The sequence below is a fragment of the Streptomyces sp. NPDC086519 genome (genome assembly GCF_040686075.1).
GTDB lineage: Bacteria > Actinomycetota > Actinomycetes > Streptomycetales > Streptomycetaceae > Streptomyces > Streptomyces shenzhenensis.
The window spans coordinates 145,900-171,915 of sequence record NZ_JBFBJL010000009.1 but is presented as its reverse complement, the minus strand read 5'-3'; the positions used below and the strand labels follow the sequence as shown (position 1 = coordinate 171,915).

Genomic DNA, 26,016 nt, shown 5'->3' with positions numbered 1-26,016 from the left:
AGCGAGGAGGCCATGCGTACACCCCGTAGGACCCCCACAGCAGGCCCGGAGACACCGTCACCGCGGCCGCCGCGCGGCCGCCGCGCGCACGCCGGACCACCCGCCGACGAACCGGCCGACGTCGTCGTCGGCACCGCGGCGGACAACGCGCCGGCGCGGGCGGGAGGCTGGCGGATCCGCCCCCGGACCGTGCGGGCCAAGGTCGTCTGCCTGCTCATGGTGCCGGTCATGTCCCTGCTCGCACTGTGGGCGTACGCCACGGTCACCACGGCACAGGACGTCGCCCGGCTGCGCCAGTCCCAGCGCGTCGACGCCGGCCTGCGCACCCCGGTCGCCACCGCCGTGGCCGCGCTCCAGGCCGAGCGGGCCGCCGCGGTCCGGTACGCGACCGACCCCGCGTCCGAACAGACCGCCGACCTCAAGAGGCTCGGTGCCCGCACCGACCAGGCCGTGGCCGCACTGCGGCTCGGCAAGGACAGCACCGTCGCCGACAGCGGGGAACTGCCCTCCGGTGTCGCCCTGCGCCTGAAGGCGTTCGTCACCGGCGCCGAGCGGCTGCCCACGCTGCGCCGAGCGGTGCGCAGCCGCGGCGTCGGCTGGGACGCCGCCTACGGGCAGTACACACAGGCCATCGCCTCGGCCTTCGCCGTGGACGGTGCCCTCACCGGCATCCAGGCCGACGACATGGGCTCCGACGCGCGCGTGCTGCTCGAATTCTCCCGCGCGGGCGAGGCACTGGCCCAGGAGGACGCGGTCCTCGGCGGCGCCCGGCCGGCCGGCGGCCTCGCCGGCGAGCGACTGCGGTTGTTCACCGGCGCCGTCGACACCCGCCGCGTCCTCACCGACGCGGCTGTCGCCGACCTGCCCGGGGCTCAGCGCGCCGCCTGGCACCGGCTCGCCGACGGCGACGACTACACCGCGCTGAGCGCCGCCGAGGACCGGATCCTCGCGAGCTCACCCGGAGCCAAAGCGGTCGGCGCGGCCCCCGAAGCCACCTGGGACACCACGCACGCGCGCGTGCAGGACGGCATGCGGAACATCGAGGCCGACACGGCACGCGCGGTGGCGGGCCGGGCCGATCCGTTCGCCCGCGGCCTGCTCACCCCGGCCGGCGCCGCCGTCCTCTTCGGCCTGCTCGCCGTGGCCGCCTCGCTCGTCATCTCCGTGCGCATCGGACGCGGCCTGGTCGTCGAGCTGGTGAGCCTGCGCAACAGCGCCCTGGAGATCGCCCGCCGCAAACTCCCCGAGGCGATGCGCAGGCTGCGGGCCGGCGAGGAGATCGACGTCCGTGCCGAGGCGCCCCTGGGGCCACCCGCCGAGGACGAGACCGGACAGGTCGCCGAGGCCCTCGCCACCGTGCACCGCGCCGCCCTGCGGGCCGCCGTGGAACGCGCCGAACTCGCCAGCGGCATCTCGGGAGTCTTCGTCAACCTCGCCCGCCGGAGCCAGATCCTGGTGCACCGCCAGCTGAGCCTGCTGGACAGCATGGAACGCCGCTCCGACGACCCCAGCGAACTGAGCGACCTCTTCCGCCTCGACCACCTCACCACCCGCATGCGCCGCCACGCGGAGAGCCTGATCATTCTCTCCGGAGCCGCCCCCGGCCGGGCCTGGCGGATGCCCGTGTCCCTGACCAACGTCGTCCGGGCCGCCGTGTCCGAAGTCGAGGACTACGCGCGCGTGGAGGTACGACAGCTCCCCGAGGCGGCCGTCATCGGCGCGGCCGTCGCCGACCTCACGCATCTGCTCGCCGAGGTCGTGGAGAACGCCGCCCAGTTCTCGCCGCCGCACACGCGCGTGCGCGTCACCGGAGAGCCCGTCGGCAACGGCTACGCCCTGGAGGTCGAGGACCGCGGGCTCGGCATGGGCCCGGAGACCCTCGCGGAGGCCAACCGGCGCATCGAGCAGTCCGAGGCCCTCGACCTGTTCGACAGCGACCGGCTCGGTCTCTTCGTGGTCAGCAGGCTCGCGGCCCGCCAAGGCATCAAGGTGCATCTGCGCACCTCCCCGTACGGCGGCACCACCGCGGTGGTCCTGCTGCCCAAGGCCCTGCTGCACGGCGGCTCGCCGGAACGTCCCAGCCCTTCGCCGGCCGACACCCAACAGGCACCGGCACACTCCTATGCGCGCCTGCCCGGCGCCGCCCTCCCGGAGCCCGCCCCCGCCGCCCGGCCGGCCCTCGCCGCCACCCGCACCTCACCGCGCCCCGCGCCCGAGCCCCCGCCCCCCGGAGTCACCACCTTGAGGCCGCACCGCCCACCGCACGACTCCGAACCCTCCGACGACGACCTCCCGCGCCGGGTCCGGCAGGCGAGCCTCGCCCCCCAACTGCGCGATCCCCGTGCCGAGGAGCCGGCGCCCGCCCGCAGCCGGGACGAACGCACCCCCGAGCTCGTCCGCGACCGGATGACCGCCTACCGCGACGGCTGGGCGCGCGGCGGCGGCACCGAACCCGGACGCGGCGCCGCCCCGGAAGCCGAAGAGGGCACCGACAGAACCGAAGGAGACCGCCCATGATCCAGGACCCGAGCGCGAGGGCAGACCAGCGCCCCGGCGAACTCGACTGGCTGCTGGACGACCTGGTGCTCCGTGTCACCGAGATACGGCACGCCGTCGTGCTCTCCAACGACGGCCTCGCCGTCGGCGCCTCGACCGGCCTCAGACGCGAGGACGCCGAGCACCTCGCCGCCGTGGCCTCCGGTTTCAACAGCCTGGCCAAGGGCGCCGGGCGGCACTTCGGGGCGGGCGGGGTGCGCCAGACCATGGTCGAGATGGACGACGCCTTCCTCTTCGTGGCCGCCGCGGGCGACGGCTCCTGCCTCGCCCTGCTCACCGGCGTGAGCGCCGACATCGGTCTGGTCGCCTACGAGATGGCCCGCCTGGTCAAGCGCGTCGGCGAGCACCTGTACACCGCGCCGCGCCTCGCCGCCCGGCCGCCCGCGGCCGGCTGAGCCGGAAGGCCGCCACCGATGACCGAGTACACGACCGGCGCCCCGTGGGAGCCGGGCAGCCAGTGGTACGACAGCGAGGCCGGGCCCCTGGTCCGCCCCTACGCCATGACCGGGGGCCGCACCACACCCGGCCCCACCGGTGTGAGGCTCGACCTGATCGCCCTGGTCACCCTCGGTCCGGGCGCGGCCGGCACCGACGACGACGCCGCGCTCGGCCCCGAACACCGGGCGCTGGTCGAGCTGTGCCGGCTGGAGACGCAGTCCGTCGCCGAACTCGCCGCCGGCGCCGACCTCCCGGTGGGCGTGGTCCGGGTGCTCCTGGGCGACCTGCTGGAACTGGGGCGGGTCACCGTGAGCCGCCCGGTGCCACCGGCCCAGCTGCCCGACGAACGGATTCTGCGCGAGGTCATCGAGGGATTGCGGGCACTGTAGACGAGCATCCGGAAGCAACCGGGCGCGAGCCGGTCGAAACAGCGGCGTTCCGGTCCAACCCTTCGCGGTCAGGCGGCAGTTGCCATGATGCTGGCTTCACGTCGTTCCGTGCCGCTTCGCCGGTGTCCCGGCGTCCATCGCAGCAGGTCCTCCAGTCTCCGCCGATCTCCACCGAGAGAAGTGATCATGGTCTCCGAGCACTCCGAGTCCACCGCCGACGACACGTCGGCCATGGCGCTGAAGATATTGGTCGCCGGCGGCTTCGGCGTCGGAAAGACGACCCTGGTCGGCGCCGTCAGCGAGATCCGGCCGCTGCGCACCGAGGAAATGCTCAGCGAAGCGGGCCAGCTGGTGGACGACACGGACGGCGTGGACCAGAAGGTCACCACCACCGTCGCCATGGACTTCGGCCGCATCACCATCCGCTCCGGCCTCTCCCTGTACCTCTTCGGTACCCCGGGCCAGGACCGCTTCTGGTTCCTCTGGGACGAGTTGTCGCAGGGAGCACTGGGCGCCGTCGTCCTCGCCGACACCCGCCGCCTGGAGGACTGCTTCCCGGCGGTCGACTACTTCGAGCACCGGCACATCCCGTTCGTCGTCGCCGTCAACTGCTTCACCGGCGCCCGGAGCTACGGCGCCCACGACGTCTCCCGCGCCCTCGACCTGGACCAGGGCACACCCGTGGTCCTGTGCGACGCCCGGGACCGGGATTCCGGCAAGGAGGTGCTGATCCGGCTCGTCGAGTACGCCGGACGGATGCACACCGCCCGGCTCCTCGACTCGGTGGGCTGAGCCTCAGCCCGTGAGGTCCTTGAGCGCCACCACCTTCTCCACGGTGACCCGGACCAGCAGTTCCCCCGGGACGCCGTTGCGGGCGCCGAACTCCTGCGCGCGCTCCTCGCCCATGTAACGGGCCGCGATGCGGGTGGCCGAATCACGCAGTTCGCCAAGGTCCTCCGACAGCCGTGCTCGCCCGTTCAGCACCACGAAGTGGAAGGGCGGCCGGTCGTCGTCCACACAGAGGGCGACACGCCCGTCCCGGGCGAGATTGCGCCCTTTCACGGTGTTCTTACCCGTGTTGAAGACCAGGTCGTCCCCGTCCAGCAGGAACCAGACGGGCGCCACATGCGGGCTGCCGTCGGCGTTGACGGTGGACAGTTTGCCGGTGCGGGTGCCGTGCGAGACGAACGCCCGCCATTCCTCGTCGGTCATCTTCTCTGCCATGCCCCCATCCTCCTTGCCCGGACGCCGGTGGTGGGGAAGGCTGGCGGGGAGATCCTCCAGCCAGGGGGAGACGGTACGCGGGGAGACGCTGGACATGGCGATGGCGCAGAACCAGAAACTCGGCTGGCTGCTCGACGACCTGACCGAACGCGTGGAACACGTACGGCATGCGCTGGTCCTGTCGAACGACGGACTGGTCACGGGAGCGAGCACCGGCCTTCGCCGGGAGGACGCGGAGCATCTGGCCGCCGTCGCCTCCGGGCTGCACAGCCTCGCCAAGGGCTCCGGACGCCACTTCGGCGCGGGCCAGGTCCGGCAGACGATGATCGAGTACGACGAGGCGGTCCTGTTCGTCACCGCGGCCGGAAGCGGAAGCTGCCTGTGCGTGCTCAGCGGAGCGGAGGCAGACATCGGCCAGATCGCCTACGAGTTGACCCTGCTGGTCAACCGGGTCGGCGAACACCTCGCGGTGGACACCCGGCAACCGGAGCACTCCACCGCGATGGACCTCTGACCTGCGAATTCATACCCCGTCGTGGAGTTATCCACAGGCTCGCCACGCGTCTCGCCGAAGCGGCTACGGTTTTTCCCACGGCGAGCGCACCGGGCGCGAGCCACCCACTCCACGGGGGAGAACGACCATGTCCGGCACCACCTTCGCCCCACCCCGCCCGCTCACCTGCGCGCCGAGCCGTGCCGCCCGCGAACTGGGCGTCAAGCGGGCTGAGTTCGACCTCGCGGTACACCTCGGACGGATCCGCACCGTGCCCGACGAGGGAGGCGGAGGAGGCCGCCGCGTGCCACGGACCGAGATCGACCGGCTCCAGGGCCGGGCGGATACCCTCCGCGAGAGCGTGCGGGTCGTGGGCACGACCGAGGGCGCGGCCCTGATGGGGATCCCGGCGGGCAGGTTCACCCGGGTGGCGAAACTCGGTCTGGTGAGTCCGGTCAGGTGGTACCCGAATCGCTACCGGGCCGTCGTCTGGCTCTATCTGGCGGAGGAACTACGCCGGTTCGCGGCCGACGAGAAGAACGCCCGGCTGCTCACCGGCCGTACGCCCGCGGAGCTGAGCGACCGGCTGAGGGCGGGCGCGGACCAGCGGGCCCGTAACTGGCGCGGACGCCACTGCGGATTCCTGCTGCGGCAGGCGGACGGGCCGTGGGAGCGGGCCGGGGTGGTGGCCGGCTTCCTGGACCCCGGTGAGATCGACGACGTGCTCACGGACCCTCACGAGCGTGCCCACGTGACGGCCTTGCGGCCGGGCCCGCCCGCGCACGGCGCGCCGGGCTCACCGGCCGCGCAGCTCGCCGAGGAGCTCATGACCGCGGCCGACCCGGACGAGATCGAGTGGTTCCGGCACGACCTGGCACGGGAAGCGGCGCAGGCCCGCACGCACCGGCCGGCTCCCCGCCCCGCGGCGCTGTCTCGGCACCGCGCACCCGACCGGCCCGGACTCTCCCAAGGCCTGCGCGGCTGGCTGCTGCGCAGACATCCGCGGCCCGCCCACTGACCGGCGGCCCGGACCGCGCGCGCTTCCGCATCCCTAGAGCGACCGGAACAGCCCCTCCTGGACGACCGACACCAGCAGCCGCCCGTCCAGGTCGTAGACCCGCCCGCGGGCCAGGCCCAGACCGCCCGTGGCGATGGGGGACTCCTGCTCGTACAGGAACCACTCGTCCGCGCGGAACGGCCGGTGGAACCACATGGCGTGGTCCAGTGAGGCGATGTCGAAGTTCCGCGGCCCCCACAGCGGTTCGACGGGGACGCGGACCGCGTCCAGGAGGGTCATGTCGCTGGCGTAGGTCAGCGCGCAGGTGTGCACCAGCGGATCGTCGCCCAGCGGGCCGACCGCGCGCATCCACACCGCGCTGCGCGGCTCGGCGCCCGCTATCTCCTCGGGGTGCCAGCGCAGCCGGTCGACGTAGCGGATGTCGAAGGGCTGGCGGCGCGCCATGCGCTCCAACTGCTCGGGCAGCTCGCCCAGATGCTTGCGGATCTCCTCCGCGAGCGTCGGCAGCGACTCCGGGTGCGCCACCTCGCGAAGTTGCGGCAGCTGGTGCTCGAAAGGTGCCGGCTGAGGCTTGTGGAAGGAGGCGGTCAGATTGAAGATCGTGCGGCCCTGCTGCACGGCGGTGACCCGGCGCGTCGTGAACGACCGTCCGTCGCGGACCCGTTCGACCTGGTACACGATCGGCACGCCCGGCCGACCTGGGCGCAGGAAGTACGCGTGCAGCGAGTGCACCGGACGGTCGCTCTCCGTGGTGCGGCTGGCGGCGACCAGCGCCTGGCCGGCCACCTGGCCGCCGAAGACCCGCTGGAGGGACTCCTGGGGGCTGCGGCCCCGGAAGATGTTGACCTCGATCTGCTCCAGGTCGAGCAGGTCGACCAGTCTCTCGGCCGGGTTGGTCATGGGTGGGATTCTCCTGTGCTGGGGCCTGTGCTCGGACCTGTTCCGGGGCTGCTCAGAGCTGGCCGACGTCGGTGACGCGGACGATCGCCCGGCCCTCGGCGTCGGAGGCCGTCAGGTCGATCTCCGCGCTGATGCCCCAGTCGTGGTCGTCGTTCGGGTCGTCGAAGATCTGGCGGACACGCCACAGCCCGTTCTGCGGCTCCTCCTGGATCACGAGCAGCTTGGGACCGCGGGCGTCGGGGCCGGTGCCCAGGTCCTCGTACTCGTCCCAGTACTTGTCCATCGCCTCGCCCCAGGCCTCGGCGTCCCAGCCGGACTCCGCGTCCATCTCGCCCAGTTCGTCGACCTGGTCGAGGGCGGCGAGCTCCACCCGGCGGAACATCGCGTTGCGCACCAGGACCCGGAAGGCGCGCGCGTTGGCGGTGACCGGCTTGACCTCGTCGGCCTTCTCCTGGGCCTCCTCGGCGGTCATCTCCTCCGGGTTGGCGAGCTGCTCCCACTCGTCCAGCAGGCTGGAGTCGACCTGGCGGACCATCTCGCCCAGCCACTCGATCAGGTCCTGCAGGTCCTCGGACTTCAGGTCGTCCGGGATGTTGTGGTCGAGGGCCTTGTACGCGCTCGCGAGGTAGCGCAGCACGATGCCCTCGGTGCGGGCCAGCTCGTAGAGCGACACCAACTCCGTGAAGGTGAGCGCCCGTTCGTACATGTCCCGGATGACCGACTTCGGCGACAGCGGATGGTCACCGACCCAGGGGTGGCTCTTGCGGTACGTGTTGTACGCGTGGAACAGCAGCTCTTCCAGGGGCTTCGGGTACGTGATGTCCTGGAGACGCTCCATGCGCTCCTCGTACTCGACGCCGTCCGCCTTCATCGCGGCGACGGCCTCACCCTTCGCCTTGTTCATCTGGGCGGCCAGGATCTGGCGCGGATCGTCCAGCGTGGACTCGACCACGGACACCATGTCGAGGGCGTACGAGGGCGACTCGGGGTCGAGGAGTTCGAACGCGGCCAGGGCGAAGGTCGACAGCGGCTGGTTGAGCGCGAAGTCCTGCTGAAGGTCGACCGTGAGCCGCACGACACGGCCGGTGGCGTCGGGCTCGTCGAGTTTCTCGACGATGCCGCCGTCGAGCAGCGAGCGGTAGATCGCGATGGCCCGGCGGATGTGCCGCAGCTGCTGCTTGCGCGGCTCGTGGTTGTCCTCCAGGAGGTGGCGCATGGCGTCGAAGGCGTTCCCCGGGCGGGCGATCACCGACAGCAGCATCGTGTGCGTCACCCGGAACCGCGACGTCAGTGGCTCCGGCTCGGAGGCGATCAGCTTCTCGAAGGTGTTCTCCGTCCAGCCGACGAAGCCCTCCGGCGCCTTCTTGCGCACCACCTTGCGCCGCTTCTTCGGGTCGTCGCCCGCCTTCGCCAGCGCCTTCTCGTTCTCGATGACGTGCTCGGGCGCCTGCGCGACCACCAGCCCGGCCGTGTCGAAACCGGCCCGGCCCGCGCGGCCGGCGATCTGGTGGAACTCACGGGCGCGCAGGGTGCGCACCCGGTTGCCGTCGTACTTGGTGAGAGCGGTGAAGAGCACCGTGCGGATGGGCACGTTGACGCCCACGCCCAGGGTGTCGGTGCCGCAGATGACCTTCAGCAGACCGGCCTGGGCGAGCTTCTCCACCAGGCGCCGGTACTTGGGGAGCATGCCGGCGTGGTGTACGCCGATGCCGTGCCGGACGTAACGGGAGAGGTTGCGGCCGAACTTGGTGGTGAAGCGGAAGTTGCCGATCAGCTCGGCGATCTGCTCCTTCTCCTCCTTCGAACACATGTTGATGCTCATCAGCGCCTGCGCCCGCTCCACCGCCTGCGCCTGCGTGAAGTGCACGATGTACACCGGCGCTTGCCTGCCCTCCAGCAGCTCCGTGAGCGTCTCGGTCAGCGGGGTGAGCTTGTACTCGTAGGACAGCGGCACCGGGCGGGTCGCCGAGCGGACCACCGCGGTGGGGCGGCCGGTGCGGCGGGTGAGGTCCTGCTCGAAGAAGGAGACGTCGCCGAGGGTGGCCGACATGAGGATGAACTGGGCCTGGGGCAGTTCGAGGAGCGGGATCTGCCAGGCCCAGCCGCGGTCGCCCTCCGCGTAGAAGTGGAACTCGTCCATGACGACCTGGCCGACGTCCGCCTGCTTGCCGTCGCGCAGCGCGATGGAGGCGAGGACCTCTGCGGTGCAGCAGATGACGGGCGCGTCGGAGTTCACGGAGGCGTCGCCGGTGAGCATGCCGACGTTCTCGGTGCCGAAGAGCTTGCACAGCTCGAAGAACTTCTCCGACACCAGCGCCTTGATCGGGGCCGTGTAGAAGGTGACCTCGTCCCGGGCCAGCGCGGCGAAGTGCGCGCCCGCGGCGATCATGCTCTTACCGGAGCCGGTCGGCGTCGACACGATCACGTTCGCCCCGGAGACCGCCTCGATCAGCGCCTCCTCCTGGTGGGGGTAGAGCGTGAGACCGCGCTCCTGGGCCCACGCCTCGAAGGCTTCGTACAGGGCGTCGGGGTCGGCGGTCGGCGGCAGCTGATCGATGAGGGTCACGCCCCCATCTTGCCTGGCCCACCCGCCGAGGGGGGAATCGGCTTCGAGCGCGAAGATCATGACCGCTACGCTGTGACGCCGACGGAGCGTCAACGCACCCGGTCAACTGGACAGCGGCACACGAGGAATGGGGCGGGCAACGGCCATGATGGGACCAGCACACTCACTGTCGGGAGCCGCCGCCTGGCTCGGCGTCGGAGCGGCGGCCGCCGCGGCCGGGCACCCGATGCCCTGGCCGGTGCTGCTGGTCGGGGCGCTGATCTGCGCCGGTGCCGCGCTCGCCCCCGACCTCGACCACAAGGCCGCCACCATCTCCCGCGCCTTCGGACCGCTGTCGCGCTGGCTCTGCGAGATCGTCGACAAGCTCTCCTACGCCGTCTACAAGGCGACCCGGAAGCAGGGCGACCCGCGCCGCTCCGGCGGCCACCGCACGCTGACCCACACCTGGCTGTGGGCCGTGCTGATCGGTGTAGGCTGCTCGGCCGCCGCGATCCTGGGCGGCCGCTGGGCGGTGCTGGCGATCCTCTTCGCGCACATGGTGCTGGCGATCGAAGGGCTGCTGTGGCGGGCGGCCCGCGGCTCCAGCAGCGACGTACTGGTGTGGCTGCTGGCGGCGACCAGCGCCTGGATCCTGGCCGGCACCCTGGACAAGCCGGGCAACGGCTCGGACTGGCTGTTCACCCAGCCCGGCCAGGAGTACCTGTGGCTGGGGCTGCCAGTGGTGCTGGGGGCGCTGGTGCACGACATCGGGGACGCGCTGACCGTCTCGGGCTGCCCGATCCTGTGGCCCATACCGATCGGCCGCAAGCGCTGGTATCCGGTGGGGCCGCCGAAGGCGATCCGGTTCCGTGCCGGCAGCTGGGTCGAGCTGAGGGTGCTCATGCCGGTGTTCATGGTGCTCGGCGGCATAGGCTGCGCCGCCGCTCTGAACGTGATCTGACCCGAGGCCCGGCCGGCCACCGGACCGGTGCGCCCCGCGCGTCAGCCCGCGTTCTCCGAGCCACTCCCGTAGCGGCGCTCGAACGCGGCGACGCGGCCCTCGGAGTCCACGGTGCGGGCCTTCCCGGTGTAGAAGGGGTGGCTCTCGGACGAGATCTCCACGTCGACCACCGGGTACGTCTCGCCGTCGTCCCACTCGATGGTCTGGTCGCTGCTCGCGGTGGACCGGGTGAGGAAGGCGTATCCGGCGGCACGGTCCCGGAAGACCACCGGGTGGTAGTCGGGGTGCTTGTCCTGCTGCATGGCGGCTCCTCGAAGAACGGGTCGGTCGGGCAGGGGCGGCCGGGCTCAGCCGTAGGTCGCGTCCTCGTCGATGATGTGCACCGCGGCCTCCTCGGCGGAGGCCCCGGCGCCGTCGATGCCGACGTCACTTGCGACCAGGCCGTTCTCGTCGTCCTCGTGTGCGCCCTCGTTCGGGGCCACGAGCCGGCCGGAGCGCAGGTCACCGACCTCGTTGTCCAGGGGCTCGCCGTCGGTGCCGTCGCAGTCACCGATGCCGTCGTCGTCGGGGACCGGCAGCTCGGGCAGCTCCTCGGCGAGCCGCTGGTCCAGGGTCTCGCCCTGATGGCGCTCCGCCGCGGTCACCCCGGTGTGCTCCACCGCCCACGGCCGCTCCGGTGGGGACCAGCCGCGGTCCAGGGGATCGGCGACGCCGTCGAAGTCCAGTGTGTCCTCGACGTCGAGCACACCCGAGTCCTCCCGGATCTCGGACTCATCGGGCTGGTAGACGTCGTCCCCCCATCCGTCGGCGGTGGTCACGGCTACCTCCAGGGAGTGCGGACGCGGTCCGTACGGCGGACCGCCGGCACCCCGGCCGGCGGGCGCGTGCGCCGAGAACCGGATGGTTCCCGGCCGGCCCCCGAACCGGTGCCGCTCTCCAGCCTTCCACCCCTGCTCGCACCCGCGCAACGGCACGGGGCACGACCTGCGGCGCGCCGCGCCCCGTGCCCCGGCCGCCGCGGCCTGTCACCCGTGCCACGACCGCCACAGCGCCGCGTACGCGCCGTCGGCCGCCACCAGCGTGTCGTGGCTGCCGAGCTCGCTGATCCGGCCGTTCTCGACCACGGCGATGACGTCCGCGTCATGGGCGGTGTGCAGCCGGTGCGCGATGGCGACCACGGTGCGGCCGTCCAGGACCCGGGCCAGGGACCGTTCCAGGTGGCGGGCGGCGCGGGGGTCCAGGAGGGACGTCGCCTCGTCCAGGACCAGCGTGTGCGGGTCGGCCAGCACCAGCCGGGCCAGCGCGATCTGCTGCGCCTGCGCCGGGGTGAGGGCGAGCCCGCCGGAGCCGACCTCGGTGTCCAGTCCCTCCTCCAGGGCCTGCGCCCACACGTCCGCGTCGACCGCGCCGAGGGCCGCCCACAGCTCGGCGTCCGCGGCGTCGGTGCGGGCGAGCAGCAGGTTGTCGCGCAGGGAGCCCACGAAGACGTGGTGCTCCTGGTTCACGAGGGCGACATGGGAACGGACCCGCTCGGCCGTCATCCGGGACAGTTCCGCGCCGCCGAGGGTGATCCGGCCGGCCCGGGGCGCGTAGATCCCGGCGAGCAGCCGGCCCAGGGTGGACTTGCCCGCTCCCGAGGGGCCGACCAGGGCCAGCCGGGTGCCGGGCGCGACCTCCAGGGAGACCTCGCGCAGCACGTCGACGCCCTGGAGGTAGCCGAAGCGGACCTCGTCCGCGTGCACCTCCCGGCCGGCGGGGGCCAGCGCGGCGTCCCCGGCGTCCGGCTCGATGTCCCGGACGCCGACCAGCCGGGCCAGGGACACCTGGGCGACCTGGACCTCGTCGTACCAGCGCAGGATCAGGTTGACCGGCTCGACGAGCATCTGGGCGATCAGCGCGCCCGTCGTCAGCTGTCCGACGTCGATCCAGCCCTTGAGGACGAAGACGCCGCCGATCATCAGCACGGAGCCGAGGACCGTGGTGTGGGTGGCGTTGATCGCCGGGAACAGCACCGACCGCAGCCACAGGGTGTAGCGCTCCCAAGCCGTCCACTCCTTGACCCGCCGCTCGGACAGGGCGATGCGGCGGGTGCCGAGCCGGTGCGCCTCGATGGTGTGTCCGGCGTCGACGGACTCCGCGAGGGCGGCGGCCACGGACGCGTACCCGGCGGCCTCGGAGCGGTAGCCGGCGGGCGCCCGCCTGAAGTACCAGCGGCAGGAGACCACCAGGACCGGCAGGGCCAGCAGCACGGTGGCGGCCAGCGGCGGAGCCGTGACCCCGAGTCCGCCGATCAGCAGCACCACCCACACCACGCCGATCGACAGCTGCGGCACGGCCTCCCGCATGGCGTTGGCGAGCCGGTCGATGTCCGTGGTGATCCGGGACAGCAGGTCGCCCGTGCCCGCCCGCTCCAGGACGCCTGGCGGCAGCCGGACCGACCGGACGAGGAAGTCCTCACGCAGATCGGCCAGCATCCGCTCGCCCAGCACGGCACCCCGCAGCCGTACCTCGCGCACGAAGACGGCCTGGACGGCGAGCGCGAGCACGAACAGGCCGATGGTCAGGCCCAGATGGAGGTCGCGGGCGCCGTCGGAGACCCGCTCGACGAGCCCGCCCAGCAGGTAGGGGCCGGCCATGGAGGCGACCACGGCCACCGTGTTGACGGCGATGAGAAGAATGAAGGCCCGGCGGTGCCGGCGGAACAGTTCGGCCACGTAGGCACGCACGGTCGCGGGGGCGCCGACGGGCAGGGTGGTGGCCGTCGTCGGGGCCGCCGGGTCGTATGTCGGTGGCGCGACGCCGATCATGCGCTCTCCTCGATCTCTTCCAGCGCCGCGCCCCGGAGCGCGACTTCGTTCTCTTCCAGCGCCGCGCCGCGCAGCTCGGCCTCTTCGTCCAGGACGCCGCGCAGGGAGCCCTCGTCGTCCGGCTCACGTGTCACCACCGCCCGGTACCGCCGCTCGGTGCGCACCAGTTCGCGGTGCACGCCGACCGCCACGGCCTCGCCTTCGTGGACGAGGACCACCCGGTCGGCCCGGTCGAGCAGCAGCGGCGAGGAGGTGAACACCACGGTCGTACGGCCGGACCGCAGCGCGTGGATTCCCTCCGCGATCCGGGCCTCGGTGTGCGAGTCGACGGCGGAGGTGGGTTCGTCCAGGACCAGCACCCCGGGATCGGTGATCAGGGACCGGGCCAGCGCGAGCCGCTGGCGCTGCCCGCCGGACAGCGACCGGCCCCGCTCGGTGATCCGGGCGTCCAGCGGGTCGGTGACGCCCAGTGAGCCCTGGACCAGGGCCTCCAGGACGTCCGCGCACTCGGCGGCGGCCAGCGCGTCCTCGGCCCGCACGGCTCCGGAGGCCGGCACGTCGAGCAGCTCCCGCAGTGAACCGGACAGCAGCACCGGGTCCTTGTCCTGGACGAGCACCGCGGTGCGGGCGGTCTCCAGGGGCAGTTCGTCGAGCGGGACGCCGCCGAGCAGTACCGAGGTGCCGGCCTCGGCCGGGTGGCCGCCCAGCCGTTCGGCGAGGTGTCCGGCCGCGTCGGGGTCGCCGCAGACCACGGCGGTCAGCCGGCCCGCGGGAGCGAGCAGGCCGGTGGCGGGGTCGTACAGGTCGCCGTCCGGCACCGTGTCCGCGCGCGAGCCGCCGGTGTCCGTGGCCCGGTCCAGGGAGAGCACCCGCGCGGCCCGTTTCGCCGACGGGCGCGAGAAGGAGTAGGCCATGGCGATCTCGGTGAAGTGCTGCAAGGGGTAGTTGAGGATCATGACCGCGCTGTAGACGGTGACCAGTTCACCGACGGTGACGCGGCCCTGCCGGGCCAGGCTCACCCCGTGCCAGACGACCGCGATCAGCAGCAGCCCGGGCAGCAGCACCTGGATCGCGGAGATCAGCGACCACATCCGGGCGCTGCGCACGGCGGCGTGCCGTACCTCCTGGGAGGCGCGGCGGTAGCGGTCGAGGAAGAGGTCCTCGCCGCCGATGCCGCGCAGCACGCGCAGTCCCGCGACGGTGTCGGAGGCCAGCTCCGTGGCCCGGCCGGCCTTGGCGCGCTGGAGGTCGGCGCGCTGGGTGGCCCGGGGCAGCAGCGGCAGGACGGAGAGCGCGACCAGGGGCAGGCCGGCGGCGACGACCCAGCCGAGGGCCGGCTGGTAGAAGAGCAGGGCGACGCCGACCACGACGACCGTCACGGCGGCGGCGGTGAAGCGGGAGACCGCCTCGACGAACCAGCCGATCTTCTCGACGTCGCCGGTGGAGACGGCCACCACCTCACCGGCCGCCACCCGCCGGGTCAGCGCGGAGCCCAGCTGGGTGGCCTTGCGGGCGAGCAGTTGCTGGACCCGGGCGGCCGCGGTGATCCAGTTGGTGACGGCGGCCCGGTGCAGGAAGGTGTCGCCGACGGCGATCGCCGTACCGCACAGCACCAGTAGACCGCCCGTCAGGGCCAGCCGGGCGCCGGAGTGGTCGACGACGGCCTGGACGGCGAGCCCCACGCAGAACGGGAGCGCGGAGACGGACACGAAGTGCAGCAGTCCCCAGGCCAGTGCCTTGAGCTGACCGCCCAGCTGATTCCGTCCCAGCCACCACAGGAATCGGGGGCCCGAACGCGCGTCCGGCACGCCCGGATCGGAGTACGGAAGGTCTTGAATCTGCATGGCGTCCCAGCGGCTCGGGTCGGGAAAGGCGGCGACAAGCCGTGAAAGGTTCGCGTCGGAGCGTCGTCGAAATCAAACGGTTTTCCCTGACGGCCGTCGAAATCCACCCCCTTCCGGCCAGGTCTCGCCGCTCAACACGCGCTCAATGTGTAGAGATTCAATGAATTGCCCGGTATGTGATGTCAGGATGGCCGGGTGCAGATCAAGAGCGTCCGGCGGGCGACCGTCACGGCGGTGGTTCTCGGAGCCGTCCTGGCGACCCTGGGCGCCTGCGAGGCGTCACAGAGCGGTGGCGCGAAGAACGGGCTGCCGGGGCCGCACGCCGGAGCCGGACCGCCGAGAGCCCCACGGGCCGCCGGAGCCGGCCCGGCCGGGCAGCCGGACCGGGCCGGGCCCGTCGGGGATCCGGGCCGGATCCCGGGCGTCGGCGAGCTGTTGCGGGCGGAGATTCCCGCCGACTCCGGCCAGGTCGTCGCGGTGTACGGCGAGGACAAGGACTCGGCCGACTCCACGGTCGTGCTGTACACGCGGGGCACTCGGGACGGCGACGGCTGGCGGCCGGCGGGCAGTTGGCCCGCCCACAACGGACGGTCCGGCTGGACCAGCGACCACCACGCCGGTGACGGACGCAGCCCGGTGGGCGTGTTCACGGTCACCGACGCCGGCGGGGTGCTCCCCGACCCGGGCACGCGGCTTTCCTACGACCAGGGCCGGGACCTCTACGCACCTCCGCGCTACTGGAGCCCGGCGTACCAGCACGACTTCGACTACGTCATCGCCATCGACTACAACCGTCTGCGGGGCACACCGCCGCACGACACCACCCACCCCTGGGGCGACGGCAGGGGCGGCAGTATCTGGCTGCACCTCGACCACGGCAGGGGCACCTCGGCGTGCGTCGGCCTTCCCAAGGACGCCATGGAGTACCTGCTGCGCACACTCGACCCGGCCCGCGACCCCGTCGTGGTGATGGGGGACCGGCCGACCCTCCTGTCGTGACGCGGCCCGGCCCCGGCCCCGCCCGGTGTCACTGTCCGCCCGGCCCCGCCGCACCGCCGGACGGGGCCGCCGCGCCGCCGTTCGCGTCCACCAGGTCCACGTCGTCCGCCCGGACGTAGGCGAGCCGGTGGCCGAGCTGGATCTCGTAGTACCTCTGCTGGCCCAGTACCACGGGCTGAGGCGTGGTGGAGAAGGTGGACCGGTCGACGTAGGAGCCGCCGAGGCCGGACTGCGTCACGTACCGCTGACCGGCCCGCAGGCTGTACGGCAGCGGCGACTCCTCTTCCTCCTCCATCCCGTCCGGGTAGGCCTCCTCCTCCGGGAGAGCCCGCCCGAACACCGGGATCTCGGTCAGGCCCTGCTTCGGCGTCACCATGCGGCCGCTCGCGCCGACGGCCGTCGGGTGCGCCTTGGGGTTCTTGAACCACGCCTTGTGGCCCTGGTACCAGATCGCCGTCCACTCGCCGCGGCGGTCGGCCACGGCGAAGGTCTGTCCGGCGGAGACCCGCGAACCCAGGTCGCTGACGTCCTCCGTGGACGGGTCGCCGTCCGGCCTGCGGCCCGGGTCCTGGATCAGCGGAGCGTTCTCGGCCGGACGGGTGTACAGGCGGACGGCGCTGGAGCCGTGCGGCGGGCACTTCCGGCCGTCGCCGTTGCACCCCGTGAACCGCGGTTTGTGGGTGGCGTAGTCCGGCAGGATCATCACCATGGGGCTGTCCGGTCCGGCCGTGGCCTTCAGCGGGGCGCCGAGGAGGTCGAAGTAGTGCCGCCAGTCCCAGAACGGCCCCGGGTCCTCGTGCATCTCCGGGATGCTGTCGCCCGTCGGAGACGGCACGTTGTCATGGCCGAAGATGTGCTGCCGGTCCATCGGGACGCCGTACTTCTTCGCCAGGTAGCGCACCAGCCGGGCCGAGGACCGGTACATCTGCTCGGTGTACCAGGTACCGGGGTGGGTGAGGAAACCCTCGTGCTCGACGCCGATCGAGCGGGCGTTCACGAACTTGCTGCCGGAGTGCCAGGCCTCGTCCTTCGTCCTGATGTGCTGGGTGATGTGGCCGTCGCTCGAGCGGATCGAGTAGTGCCAGGACGCCTCGGTCGGGTCCTGCACGGTCTTGAACATGTTCGACAGCGTCGACTCGGTGTCGTGGATGACGATGTACTCGATCTTCTGGTCGCGGGGACGGTCGGCGAGGTCGTGGTTGCCGTAGTCGCCGTCGTCGTCGATCTGCTCGTAGGGAGCGGCGAGCCAGTCGCAGGACAGTTCGGGCGGGCACTCGACATTCTTCGGCCGTTTGGGGGTCTGCGGGCCGGGGTGCGCTCTGACGCCCGGGGTGGCGGGGAGGGTGACCTCCTGCCCTTCGGCGGTGATCCGGTGCGCGCCCCGGCGGATCAGGCCGAAGACGTCGTCGGCGTAGGTGGTCGCCGACGTGACGTCACGGGTACCGGGGAAACGTTCCACCGCCTGCCACCAGTCCTCGGGGTCGGCGCTGAGCGGCTTGCCGAGGTGCCGTTGCGCGGCGGCCAGCAGCGCCGCGCCGCCGCGGACGTTGGCCACGTCGTCCGTCCGCAGCTGTCCGGCGGGGACCTTGATCAGGCGGGCGGCGTGTTCCAGGTCGGCAGGCTGCACGGCGTGACCGCCGGCGGAGAACGCCGTGCCCGCCAGCGGGTCGGCCTGGCGGCCGTTCGCCCCCTGCGGGCCCGGAGCTGTTGCCGGGGCAGGGGCGCGTGCGGTGTCCACCAGGTGCATCGGGCCGTAGCCCCCCGCAACGCTCGGGGTACCCGGGTGGGTGTCCCAGCGCGACTGCATGTAGGACACGCTCATGAGCACGCTGCGTGGCACGTGGAACTCGCGCGCGGCGTCCGTGAAGGCGTGTTGCAGACGCTGGTCCTCGGAGTCGTCGGTGCTGCACGCCGGAAGGATCAGCAGCGGTGGCAGCAGTGCGGCCGTCGCGATCAGGCAGGCCGTCAGACGGCACGTCCGGAGGGCACTGGGCACACGTGGAGCGACAGTTCTTCTCATACCAGAGGGTCTCCAACCGCTTGCTGAGGGTCTCCAAGCACGCTCGTCGCAACCAGGGCAAGGGGGTTGCCCATCACGTCACCCCTCGTACGTTTCCGTGCCCGGCGCGACACGGCGCGCCGAGCGTCGACCGGGTGGCCCAGCGCCCCGGCACAGGCCACCCGGTCGGCGGGCAACGGCTCGGCATCCGGCGGCGGCCGCGCACCGCGATGACTCAGTCCTCGACCGGGTCCACCCGCCAGTCGGGATGGCCCGGCATCGGCGGCGTGTCGGGGCCGTGGAGCCACGGCGTCAGAAAGGGCGTCAGGTCCTTCCCCGCGACCTCGGAGGCGAGCGCGACGAAGTCCCGGGTACCGGCCGCGCGCCCCCGGTACCGCGTCACCCAGGTGCGCTCGATCCGGCCGAACGTGTCGTCACCCACCTTCTCCCGGAGGGCGTACAGCACCAGTGCCGAGCCGTCGTAGCGCATCACCTTGAACAGCGTGGGCTCCGTGGGCTCGGCCGGGGCCCCGTCGTCGTGGCGCCACTGGTCGTGCTGCTCGTACGCCGCCCGCATGGCGTCCTCCATGCTCACGCCGCCGTGCTCCGCGGAGTACAGCCGTTCGTAGAAACGGGCGTGACCCTCGCTCAGCCACAGGTCGGACCAGCGTCTGATGGCGACGCTGTCCCCCGTCCAATGGTGGGTCAGCTCGTGGACGAGGTTGCGTTCGGCGTCGACCCGGTCACCCAGCAGGTCGTCCTTCGGTACGACGGACAGCGACTGCGTCTCCAGCGCCACCGGCAGGTCGGTGTCGCCGACGAGTACGCCGTAGCGGCGGAACGGATACGGCCCGAGGCGCTGTTCCAGCCAGGCCAGGTGCTGCGGGGTGAGCGAGCGGCCGGCCTCGGTGTCGGTGACCAGGCCGTCGGGAACGACGTCACGCACCGGCAGGCCGCGCGGCCCCTCGCTGTCGACGAACGCGAACTTCCCGATCGCCACTTGGACCAGTTGCGCCGCGATGGGCTCCTCGGAGTCGTACGTCCAGCGGACCCGTCCGCCGGGCCGCCGGACGCGGTCGACGAGCCGGCCGTTGGCCACCGCGTGCAGGCCCGGCGGGGTGGTGATGCGGAAGGTGACGGGGGCCCGCAGGCTGGGGTGGTCGTTGACCGGGAAGATCATTTTCGCGCCGTCGGGCTGAGCGCAGATCAGCGTGCCGTCGGGGGTGGGCACCCAGCCGTACTCCCGGATCGCGTCGCTTCGCCGTCGTCGCTGGGTGGGGTCGGCGGTGTAGGCGACGCGGACGGTGAACGCGGTGCCGCGCGGGATCGGTCGTGCGGGCGTGACGACGAGTTCGTCGCCGTCGCGCACGGCGGCGGCCGGCGCGCCGTCGACGGTGACCCGGTGCAGCGCGTTGCCGGCGAAGTCCAGGTCGAAACGGGACAGGGCCTGGGTGGCGACGGCGCTGATGGTGGTACCTGCGGGGAAGGGGGTCTCGGGGGCCCGCCAGTCGAGGTCGAGCGTGTAACGGCGGACGGTGTAGCCGCCGTTGCCGTCCAGCGGCATGAGCGGGTCGCCGATGCCGGGTGCGCCGGGGGACGGTGCGGGGCCGGGCGGGGCCGCCGAGGCGCCGGGGGCGGCGGAGCCGTCGCCCCGGTAGGGGACACCGGCTGAGCAGCCGGTGCCGGTGAGTGCGACGGCTCCCGCGAGCGCGAGGGCGGCGCGCAGTGCGCGAGCGGCCATGATCTCCATGGCAGCACTGTGTCAGGTGAAGTCGCTTATAGCATCATATGTTCCTGCGGTAGACATGTTCCTGCGCCGGACTCCGGTCCGTGAGGAGCGTCGAACGGTCGGGCCGGGTGGCCGACAGGCCGGCCGTCGACCGGTCCGGTCATTGCGGCGGGGGGTCAACTCCCCGTAGAACACCGGCCATGAGAAGACGGATCGTCATGTCCATGTTCGCGGGAGCCGCCCTCCTGGCGAGCGCGCTCCTCGGTACGGGTGCCCCCGCCGCCCGTGCCACCGACGTCCCGGCCGAGTTCGGCACCGACTGGCACGACCCGGTGACCGCGGCCCCGCCGGTGTCCGTGCCCAAGGGGGCCAGGTCCTGCCAGGTCACCCTGGCCGAAGCCCAGTTCCGCGACTTCACGCCGTACCGGGGAACGTACACGCCCCCGCAGGGCTGCGGCGGCCGCTGGAGCAGGGTCGTGCTGCGGCTGGACGGCAAGGTGAAGGGCCGTCAGTACGACCGACTGGGCTATCTGCACGTCGGCGGTGTCGAGGTCCTGCGCACCTCCACCCCCGAGCCCTCGCCGGACGGCATCGAGTGGCACGTGGAGAAGGACGTCACCCGCTACAGCGACACCTTCCGCAGCGCGCAGGACGTCGAGATGCTCATCGGCAACGTTGTCGACGACACCTACACCGGCGTCATCGACGTCAAGGCCACGCTCACCTTCTACACGGGACGCCCCGAGGCCTCCGTACCCGACCAGGTGCTCACCCTGGCGGGCGGCACCACCCTCACCACCCCGCGCAACAGCGAACGTGTCGTCGCCGAGGTGTACGCCACCGGATCGGGTGGCGGCTGCGAGGAGTTCTGGTACCTGACCGCGGCCGACCCGGCCCCGTACTCCTGCAAGGCGGACAAGGGGCCCTACCGGGAGGTGCAGATCAAGGTCGACGGCCAACTGACCGGAATCGCCGCGCCGTTCCCGAACGTGTGGACCGGCGGCTGGTCCGACCCGTTCCTCTGGTATGTCATCCCGGGCCCGCGTGCCTTCGACGTCAAGCCGATCGAATACGACCTGACGCCGTTCGCCGGGCTCCTCAACGACGGCCGCCCGCACCAGGTCGAGGTCTCCGTCGTCGGCGTGCCCGAGGGCCAGGCCGGCTGGAGCGCCCCCGTGAACGTGCTGGTCTGGCAGGACGCGCACCGGGCCCACGTCACCGGCGGGCTCACCGAGGCCAGGGCCTCCGCACCGGTCAACTCCTCCGTGTACACCCCGGGTTCGGGCGAGTACCGGGTCGACACCGACGCCGGGCACCGGCTCACCGTCTCCGGATACGTCGACACCTCGCACGGCCGGGTGACCACCACCGTCAGCCGCACGCTGGCCGACACCTCCGCACACCGCTGGAACGACGGCGAGACGACGGACGCGCTCGACGCCACCTGGACGGACGACCAGAGCGTCACGGTCAGGGCGGGCGGGTCACCCCGGACGACCCGTACCCACCGCACCTACACCATGAACGGCGTCACCACCATCGGCGCCGACGACCGGCTGCGCACCCAACTCGCCCTCGGCGACCGGGCGGCGATCAGGGGGCCCGGAGGCGGCTGGTCACGGTTCGACGACACCTACCGCGGCGACGCGACGTACACCCTGAACGTGCCGCGCGATCAGCGGCACGCGGTCGGCACGTCGAGCGAGCGCTATCGGCTGTACGGCCCGGACGGCTGCTACGACCGCACGCTGGCCACCGAACAGGGGGTGCTCACGGAGGATCGCAGCGGCTGCTGAGCGGCGGCCGTTGAACCGAGTCGTGTGCGGTGCGTCGCCAGGTGCTGCGTCGCCGCCTTCGCCGTCTCCCGTGGGGAGGGCGCGCCGGAGGCGAAGCGGGCGCCGACCCGCGAGACGGCAAGCGGCTCCCTCTCCGGACGGCCGGACGGCCGGACGGCCGTCCGGCCTGGCGGGGGGAGCCGCTTCGCCATGTCTCAGCAGTGCTTCGCCGCCACCGGCCCGTCGACCAGCGTGTCCAGCAGCCCTGACAGCAACTCGCGCTGCTCCGCCGAGAGCGGAGCCAGGATCTCCTCGGCGGCGGACCTGCGCGCCGCCCGCAGCTCACGGAGGGTCTCGCGCCCCCCGTCCGTGATCTCGATCCGGGTCACCCGGCGGTTCGTCGGATCCGGCACCCGGCACACCTTGCCGCTCGCCTCCAAGCCGTCGACCAGCGTTGTCACCGCGCGCGGCACCACCTCCAGCCGCTCGGCGAGATCGGTCATGCGCGGGGGCGTGTCGTAGTGCGCGAGGGTGCGCAGCAGCCGGGACTGGGCGGGGGTGATGCCCAGATCGCGCGCCTTGAGGTGGCGCTTCTGGATGCGCCACACCCGGCGCGTGAGGCGCAGCAGCTGCTCGGCGAGCGGGCCGTCGGAGTCGGGGGTGCTCATAAGGGAACAATATCAGGACTATGTTCATTGTGAGTATAGGTAACAGTGAGCTATGCTCCGTGAGTCCGTACACACCACACCCATCCGTAGGAGCCATGCCCCGAGACGAGATCAACTGGACCCCTGAGGGCACTTCGGCCGGACAGCCCCGCCAGGTGCGCCGCATCCTCAAGCTCTTCCGCCCCTACCGCGGCCGGCTCGCGATCGTCGGCCTGCTGGTCGGCGCGGCCTCGCTGGTCTCGGTCGCCACCCCGTTCCTTCTCAAGGCGACCCTCGACACCGCGATCCCGCAGGGCCGCACCGGACTGCTCAGCCTGCTCGCGCTGGGCATGATCCTCAGTGCCGTCCTCACCAGCGTCTTCGGCGTCCTTCAGACGCTGATATCCACCACCGTCGGCCAGCGCGTCATGCACGACCTGCGCACCGCCGTCTACGGCCGGCTGCAGCGCATGTCGCTGGCCTTCTTCACCCGCACCCGCACCGGCGAGGTGCAGTCCCGCATCGCCAACGACATCGGCGGCATGCAGGCCACCGTCACCTCGACGGCCACCTCCCTGGTCTCCAACCTGACCAGTGTCGTCGCCACCATCGTCGCGATGATCGCCCTCGACTGGCGGCTCACCGTCGTCTCGTTGGTCCTGCTCCCGGTCTTCGTCTGGATCAGCCGCCGGGTGGGCAACGAGCGCAAGAAGATCACCACCCAGCGCCAGAAGCAGATGGCCGCGATGGCCGCCACGGTCACCGAGTCGCTCTCCGTCAGCGGCATCCTGCTCGGCCGCACCATGGGCCGCGCCGACTCGCTCACCGCCTCCTTCGCCGAGGAGTCCGAGCAACTCGTCGATCTGGAAGTGCGGTCGAACATGGCCGGCCGCTGGCGCATGGCCGTGATCACGATCGTGATGGCCGCGATGCCCGCCGTCATCTACTGGACCGCGGGCATGGCCCTGCAGATGGGCGGCCCGCAGATCTCGCTCGGCACCATCGTCGCCTTCGTCTCCCTCCAGCAGGGCCTGTTCCGCCCCGCCGTGAGCCTGCTGGCGACCGGCGTCCAGATCCAGACCTCCCTCGCGCTGTTCCAGCGCATCTTCGAGTACCTCGACCTGCCCATCGACATCACCGAGCGGGACGAGCCGGTCCACCTGGACCAGGTGAAGGGCGAGGTCCGCTTCGAGGGGGTTGAGTTCCGCTACGACCGGCACAACGACAAGGTGGGCCCCGTCCTCGACGGCATCGACATCACCGTCCCGGCCGGCAGCAGCCTGGCCGTCGTCGGCCCCACCGGCGCCGGCAAGTCCACGCTGGGCTACCTGGTTCCCCGGCTCTACGACGTCACCGGCGGCCGGGTCACCCTGGACGGCGTCGACGTCCGCGACCTCGACTTCGACACTCTCGCCCGCGCGGTCGGCGTCGTCTCCCAGGAGACGTACCTCTTCCACGCCTCGGTCGCCGACAACCTGCGGTTCGCCAAGCCGGACGCCACCGACGAGGAACTGCACGCGGCCGCCCGCGCGGCACAGATACACGACCACATCGCCTCGCTGCCCGACGGCTACGACACCGTCGTCGGCGAACGCGGACACCGCTTCTCCGGCGGCGAGAAGCAGCGGCTGGCCCTCGCGCGCACCATTCTGCGCGACCCGCCGGTACTCATCCTTGACGAGGCCACCAGCGCCCTGGACACCCGCACCGAACACGCGGTCCAGGACGCCATCGACGCCCTGTCTGCCGACCGGACGACCATCACCATCGCCCACCGGCTGTCCACGATCCAGGCTGCCGACCAGATCGTCGTCCTCGACTCCGGACGGGTGGCCGAACGCGGCACACACGAGGAACTCCTGGAACTCGACGGCCGGTACACGGCCCTGGTGCGCCGGGACGCCCGGCTGGAGACGACGACGGAGCCGACCGGAACCGACGAGGCGCCCCAGTGGGAGACGGCCCCGCGGCCCCTGCGGAGGCGAGGCGACCGCAGCCGCACCCACGCGACCCCTCCGACGGGCTGAAGCCGGCGGGCGGGAGCCGAGGGGTGGGGGCGGGGGTAGGAGTGGGGGAGTAAGGGTGGGGGACCGGAGTTGGTCGATCGCAGCCGAGCAATCGCAGCCGAGTGATCGAAGCCGAGCGATCGAAGCCGAGCGATCGAAGCGGGGTAAGCGAAGCGGGGTGATCGAAGCCGGCCCCATCGAAGCCGGGCCGGCTCGGCCGAGCGAGAGACGAGGATCCGCCTCGGCTGACCCACCGGAACCGGCCCATCCCGGCCGATCCGCCTCGGCCGCTCGACCTGAACCGGCTCGTCCCGGTCAGATCCGGCTCGGGGGATCGACGTTGGCGGCTCCACGTGGGCCCGCCCCACCACAAGCGACCCATCTCGGCTGACTCATCTCGGCTGATCCGCCTCGGCCGCTCGACCTGAACCGGCTCGTCCCGGTCAGATCCGGCTCGGGGGATCGATGTCGGCGGCTCCACGTGGGCCCGCCCCACCACAACCGGCCCATCCCGGCTGACTCATCTCGGCCGATCCGCCTCGGCCGATCCGCCGGAACTGTTCCGTCCCGATCGCTCCACCGAATCCGACTCGCTCCGGGCGGCGTGCCGCGGCGGATTCACCTCGGCCGTCGGCCGAGACCGCTCACCCCTGCTGACCGGGCCCCGCCCGGTCCGTCCGCCTCGGTCGTCCCGTCGAAGGTGGCAAATTGAAGTCGACAAGCTGAAGATATGCCGGGTTTATAGCGATATGCGGGCTAACGTGCCCGCATGCAGATGAACACTCCGCCACGGGACCCGAGTCGACGGACGGCTGCGAGCCGAGGTTTCTCCCGCCGCGGAAAGACGATCCGGCTGACCCGCCGGGGCAGGCTCGTCCTCGGCGTGACCGGCGCCGTCGTGGCCGGCGCCGCGGTGGCGGTGCCCCTGGTGTTCCTGGCCGGCGGCACAACCAGGTCCGCCAGTCTGGTCATCCCGGAGGGCTGGCGCGCATCCCAGGTCTACGAGGCCGTCGACAAGGCCCTGGCCCTCCCCGCCGGCAGCACCAAGAGTTCCGTCGGCACCGCGGGCCTGAAACTCCCCGGTGAGGCCGGGGGCAACCCGGAGGGCTATCTCTTCCCGGCCACCTATCCCCTCAGGAAGGGCGCGACCCCGCAGTCGGTGCTGCGGGCCATGGTCGACACGGCCAACCAGAAATTCGGCGCGGCACCCGTCGCGGCCGGCGCGCAGCGCGACGCGATGAACGTCTACCAGGCGGTGACCATCGCCAGCATCGTCCAGGCCGAGGCCGTCGGCAAGGCCGACATGGGGAAGGTGGCGCGGGTCGTCCTCAACCGGCTACAGCACGGCATGCCGCTCCAGATGGACTCCACCCTCAACTACGCCCTCAACCGCAGCACCCTCAACACCACGGTGAAGGACACCCGCATCGAGAACCCGTACAACTCCTACCGGCGCATGGGGCTGCCGCCCACGCCCATCGACAACCCGGGCGAGGAGGCGATGCGCGCCGCGCTCAACCCGCCGCCGGGCGACTGGCTGTACTTCGTCACGGTCAAGCCGGGAGACACGCGCTTCACCGCCGACTACACCGAACACCAGCGCAACGTCGCCGACTTCAACGCCGTACAGAGCAGCAAGGTCCACCGGTCGCCGCAGGTCTCGCAGTCGCCGCGCTGAGCCGCCGG

The 26,016-nt window shown here is 72.0% G+C and carries 21 protein-coding genes; 11 read left to right on the top strand and 10 right to left on the bottom strand.

The features are described 5' to 3' along the window. Window positions 1-12 precede the first annotated feature (12 nt). From AB0P24_RS11870 to AB0P24_RS11855, 4 genes are all read left to right on the top strand, one after another. On the top strand, window positions 13-2,517 hold the full coding sequence (locus AB0P24_RS11870; RefSeq protein ID WP_365792756.1) for a nitrate- and nitrite sensing domain-containing protein: 2,505 nt from the start codon (window positions 13-15) through the stop codon (window positions 2,515-2,517). Further along, window positions 2,514-2,951, top strand: a complete 438-nt coding sequence (locus AB0P24_RS11865) for a roadblock/LC7 domain-containing protein (RefSeq protein WP_365792754.1) — start codon at window positions 2,514-2,516, stop codon at window positions 2,949-2,951. Before AB0P24_RS11870 ends, AB0P24_RS11865 begins: the two co-directional genes overlap by 4 nt. An 18-nt stretch (window positions 2,952-2,969) precedes the next feature. After that, window positions 2,970-3,383 carry a DUF742 domain-containing protein gene (locus tag AB0P24_RS11860; RefSeq protein ID WP_365792752.1) on the top strand — a complete coding sequence of 138 codons (414 nt, stop codon included), beginning with the start codon at window positions 2,970-2,972 and terminating at the stop codon, window positions 3,381-3,383. 186 nt (window positions 3,384-3,569) lie between these two features. Beyond that, window positions 3,570-4,175 (top strand): ATP/GTP-binding protein, encoded by a 606-nt coding sequence (locus tag AB0P24_RS11855; protein ID WP_365792750.1) that lies wholly within the window; start codon window positions 3,570-3,572, stop codon window positions 4,173-4,175. Between the two features lie 3 nt (window positions 4,176-4,178). Here AB0P24_RS11855 and AB0P24_RS11850 read toward each other — a convergent pair whose 3' ends face one another. Then, window positions 4,179-4,607: a PPOX class F420-dependent oxidoreductase gene (locus tag AB0P24_RS11850; protein WP_365792748.1), complete on the bottom strand. Its 429-nt coding sequence runs from the start codon at window positions 4,605-4,607 to the stop codon at window positions 4,179-4,181. A gap of 100 nt (window positions 4,608-4,707) precedes the next feature. Here AB0P24_RS11850 and AB0P24_RS11845 point away from each other — a divergent pair, with 100 nt between their 5' ends. After that, complete coding sequence (locus AB0P24_RS11845) at window positions 4,708-5,121, top strand: roadblock/LC7 domain-containing protein (RefSeq protein WP_365792823.1); 414 nt, start codon at window positions 4,708-4,710, stop codon at window positions 5,119-5,121. A 127-nt stretch (window positions 5,122-5,248) separates the two neighbouring features. Beyond that, entirely contained in the window at window positions 5,249-6,118 is an 870-nt protein-coding gene (locus tag AB0P24_RS11840) for a DUF6397 family protein (RefSeq protein ID WP_365792746.1), read from the top strand. A gap of 33 nt (window positions 6,119-6,151) precedes the next feature. Here AB0P24_RS11840 and AB0P24_RS11835 read toward each other — a convergent pair whose 3' ends face one another. Together AB0P24_RS11835 and AB0P24_RS11830 are read right to left on the bottom strand one after the other, a co-directional pair. Next, window positions 6,152-7,018 carry an acyl-CoA thioesterase II gene (locus AB0P24_RS11835; protein ID WP_365792744.1) on the bottom strand — a complete coding sequence of 289 codons (867 nt, stop codon included), beginning with the start codon at window positions 7,016-7,018 and terminating at the stop codon, window positions 6,152-6,154. A 52-nt stretch (window positions 7,019-7,070) separates the two neighbouring features. Next, window positions 7,071-9,584, bottom strand: coding sequence for a DUF3516 domain-containing protein (locus AB0P24_RS11830; protein ID WP_365792742.1), 2,514 nt, complete (start codon window positions 9,582-9,584; stop codon window positions 7,071-7,073). 145 nt (window positions 9,585-9,729) lie between these two features. Here AB0P24_RS11830 and AB0P24_RS11825 point away from each other — a divergent pair, with 145 nt between their 5' ends. After that, window positions 9,730-10,524 carry a metal-dependent hydrolase gene (locus AB0P24_RS11825; protein WP_365792740.1) on the top strand — a complete coding sequence of 265 codons (795 nt, stop codon included), beginning with the start codon at window positions 9,730-9,732 and terminating at the stop codon, window positions 10,522-10,524. A gap of 41 nt (window positions 10,525-10,565) precedes the next feature. On the opposite strand, the gene AB0P24_RS11820 is transcribed toward AB0P24_RS11825, so the two are convergent. The 4 genes from AB0P24_RS11820 to AB0P24_RS11805 form a co-directional block, all read right to left on the bottom strand. Beyond that, window positions 10,566-10,826, bottom strand: coding sequence for a type B 50S ribosomal protein L31 (locus AB0P24_RS11820; RefSeq protein WP_365792738.1), 261 nt, complete (start codon window positions 10,824-10,826; stop codon window positions 10,566-10,568). 45 nt (window positions 10,827-10,871) lie between these two features. Continuing rightward, complete coding sequence (locus AB0P24_RS11815; protein ID WP_365792736.1) at window positions 10,872-11,342, bottom strand: DUF5709 domain-containing protein; 471 nt, start codon at window positions 11,340-11,342, stop codon at window positions 10,872-10,874. A 207-nt stretch (window positions 11,343-11,549) separates the two neighbouring features. Continuing rightward, entirely contained in the window at window positions 11,550-13,331 is a 1,782-nt protein-coding gene (locus AB0P24_RS11810) for an ABC transporter ATP-binding protein (RefSeq protein ID WP_365792734.1), read from the bottom strand. Next, window positions 13,328-15,175: an ABC transporter ATP-binding protein gene (locus tag AB0P24_RS11805; RefSeq protein WP_365792732.1), complete on the bottom strand. Its 1,848-nt coding sequence runs from the start codon at window positions 15,173-15,175 to the stop codon at window positions 13,328-13,330. The genes AB0P24_RS11810 and AB0P24_RS11805 overlap by 4 nt, the downstream gene beginning before the upstream one ends. Window positions 15,176-15,370: 195 nt before the next feature. On the opposite strand from AB0P24_RS11805, the gene AB0P24_RS11800 reads away from it, so the two are divergent. Then, window positions 15,371-16,174, top strand: a complete 804-nt coding sequence (locus AB0P24_RS11800) for a L,D-transpeptidase family protein (RefSeq protein WP_365792730.1) — start codon at window positions 15,371-15,373, stop codon at window positions 16,172-16,174. A gap of 28 nt (window positions 16,175-16,202) precedes the next feature. Here AB0P24_RS11800 and AB0P24_RS11795 read toward each other — a convergent pair whose 3' ends face one another. After that, window positions 16,203-18,194 (bottom strand): peptidoglycan recognition family protein, encoded by a 1,992-nt coding sequence (locus tag AB0P24_RS11795; protein WP_365792728.1) that lies wholly within the window; start codon window positions 18,192-18,194, stop codon window positions 16,203-16,205. 214 nt (window positions 18,195-18,408) lie between these two features. Next, window positions 18,409-19,923: a M1 family metallopeptidase gene (locus AB0P24_RS11790; RefSeq protein ID WP_365792726.1), complete on the bottom strand. Its 1,515-nt coding sequence runs from the start codon at window positions 19,921-19,923 to the stop codon at window positions 18,409-18,411. A gap of 179 nt (window positions 19,924-20,102) precedes the next feature. Between AB0P24_RS11790 and AB0P24_RS11785 the strand changes: the two genes are divergently transcribed. Continuing rightward, window positions 20,103-21,698 (top strand): peptide-N4-asparagine amidase, encoded by a 1,596-nt coding sequence (locus tag AB0P24_RS11785; protein WP_365792724.1) that lies wholly within the window; start codon window positions 20,103-20,105, stop codon window positions 21,696-21,698. A 194-nt stretch (window positions 21,699-21,892) separates the two neighbouring features. Here the strand turns inward: AB0P24_RS11785 and AB0P24_RS11780 are convergent, their stop codons facing one another. Then, entirely contained in the window at window positions 21,893-22,345 is a 453-nt protein-coding gene (locus tag AB0P24_RS11780) for a MarR family transcriptional regulator (protein WP_365792722.1), read from the bottom strand. 95 nt (window positions 22,346-22,440) lie between these two features. On the opposite strand from AB0P24_RS11780, the gene AB0P24_RS11775 reads away from it, so the two are divergent. Both AB0P24_RS11775 and mltG read left to right on the top strand, forming a co-directional pair. Next, window positions 22,441-24,351 (top strand): ABC transporter ATP-binding protein, encoded by a 1,911-nt coding sequence (locus AB0P24_RS11775; protein ID WP_365792720.1) that lies wholly within the window; start codon window positions 22,441-22,443, stop codon window positions 24,349-24,351. Between the two features lie 748 nt (window positions 24,352-25,099). Beyond that, a complete protein-coding gene (gene mltG, locus AB0P24_RS11770; protein WP_365792718.1) occupies window positions 25,100-26,008 on the top strand; it encodes an endolytic transglycosylase MltG in 909 nt (302 codons plus the stop codon). The last annotated feature ends 8 nt before the right edge of the window (window positions 26,009-26,016 follow it).

Coding starts and splice junctions, on each gene's coding strand:
- AB0P24_RS11850 (WP_365792748.1), bottom strand. CDS start 4,607: ATGGCAGAGAAGATGACCGACGAGGAATGGCGGGCGTTCGTCTCGCAC.
- AB0P24_RS11825 (WP_365792740.1), top strand. CDS start 9,730: ATGATGGGACCAGCACACTCACTGTCGGGAGCCGCCGCCTGGCTCGGC.
- AB0P24_RS11840 (WP_365792746.1), top strand. CDS start 5,249: ATGTCCGGCACCACCTTCGCCCCACCCCGCCCGCTCACCTGCGCGCCG.
- AB0P24_RS11855 (WP_365792750.1), top strand. CDS start 3,570: ATGGTCTCCGAGCACTCCGAGTCCACCGCCGACGACACGTCGGCCATG.
- AB0P24_RS11790 (WP_365792726.1), bottom strand. CDS start 19,923: ATGGAGATCATGGCCGCTCGCGCACTGCGCGCCGCCCTCGCGCTCGCG.
- AB0P24_RS11835 (WP_365792744.1), bottom strand. CDS start 7,018: ATGACCAACCCGGCCGAGAGACTGGTCGACCTGCTCGACCTGGAGCAG.
- AB0P24_RS11845 (WP_365792823.1), top strand. CDS start 4,708: ATGGCGCAGAACCAGAAACTCGGCTGGCTGCTCGACGACCTGACCGAA.
- AB0P24_RS11865 (WP_365792754.1), top strand. CDS start 2,514: ATGATCCAGGACCCGAGCGCGAGGGCAGACCAGCGCCCCGGCGAACTC.
- AB0P24_RS11785 (WP_365792724.1), top strand. CDS start 20,103: ATGAGAAGACGGATCGTCATGTCCATGTTCGCGGGAGCCGCCCTCCTG.
- AB0P24_RS11805 (WP_365792732.1), bottom strand. CDS start 15,175: ATGCAGATTCAAGACCTTCCGTACTCCGATCCGGGCGTGCCGGACGCG.
- AB0P24_RS11870 (WP_365792756.1), top strand. CDS start 13: ATGCGTACACCCCGTAGGACCCCCACAGCAGGCCCGGAGACACCGTCA.
- AB0P24_RS11860 (WP_365792752.1), top strand. CDS start 2,970: ATGACCGAGTACACGACCGGCGCCCCGTGGGAGCCGGGCAGCCAGTGG.
- AB0P24_RS11810 (WP_365792734.1), bottom strand. CDS start 13,331: ATGATCGGCGTCGCGCCACCGACATACGACCCGGCGGCCCCGACGACG.
- mltG (WP_365792718.1), top strand. CDS start 25,100: ATGCAGATGAACACTCCGCCACGGGACCCGAGTCGACGGACGGCTGCG.
- AB0P24_RS11780 (WP_365792722.1), bottom strand. CDS start 22,345: ATGAGCACCCCCGACTCCGACGGCCCGCTCGCCGAGCAGCTGCTGCGC.
- AB0P24_RS11795 (WP_365792728.1), bottom strand. CDS start 18,194: ATGAGAAGAACTGTCGCTCCACGTGTGCCCAGTGCCCTCCGGACGTGC.
- AB0P24_RS11775 (WP_365792720.1), top strand. CDS start 22,441: ATGCCCCGAGACGAGATCAACTGGACCCCTGAGGGCACTTCGGCCGGA.
- AB0P24_RS11820 (WP_365792738.1), bottom strand. CDS start 10,826: ATGCAGCAGGACAAGCACCCCGACTACCACCCGGTGGTCTTCCGGGAC.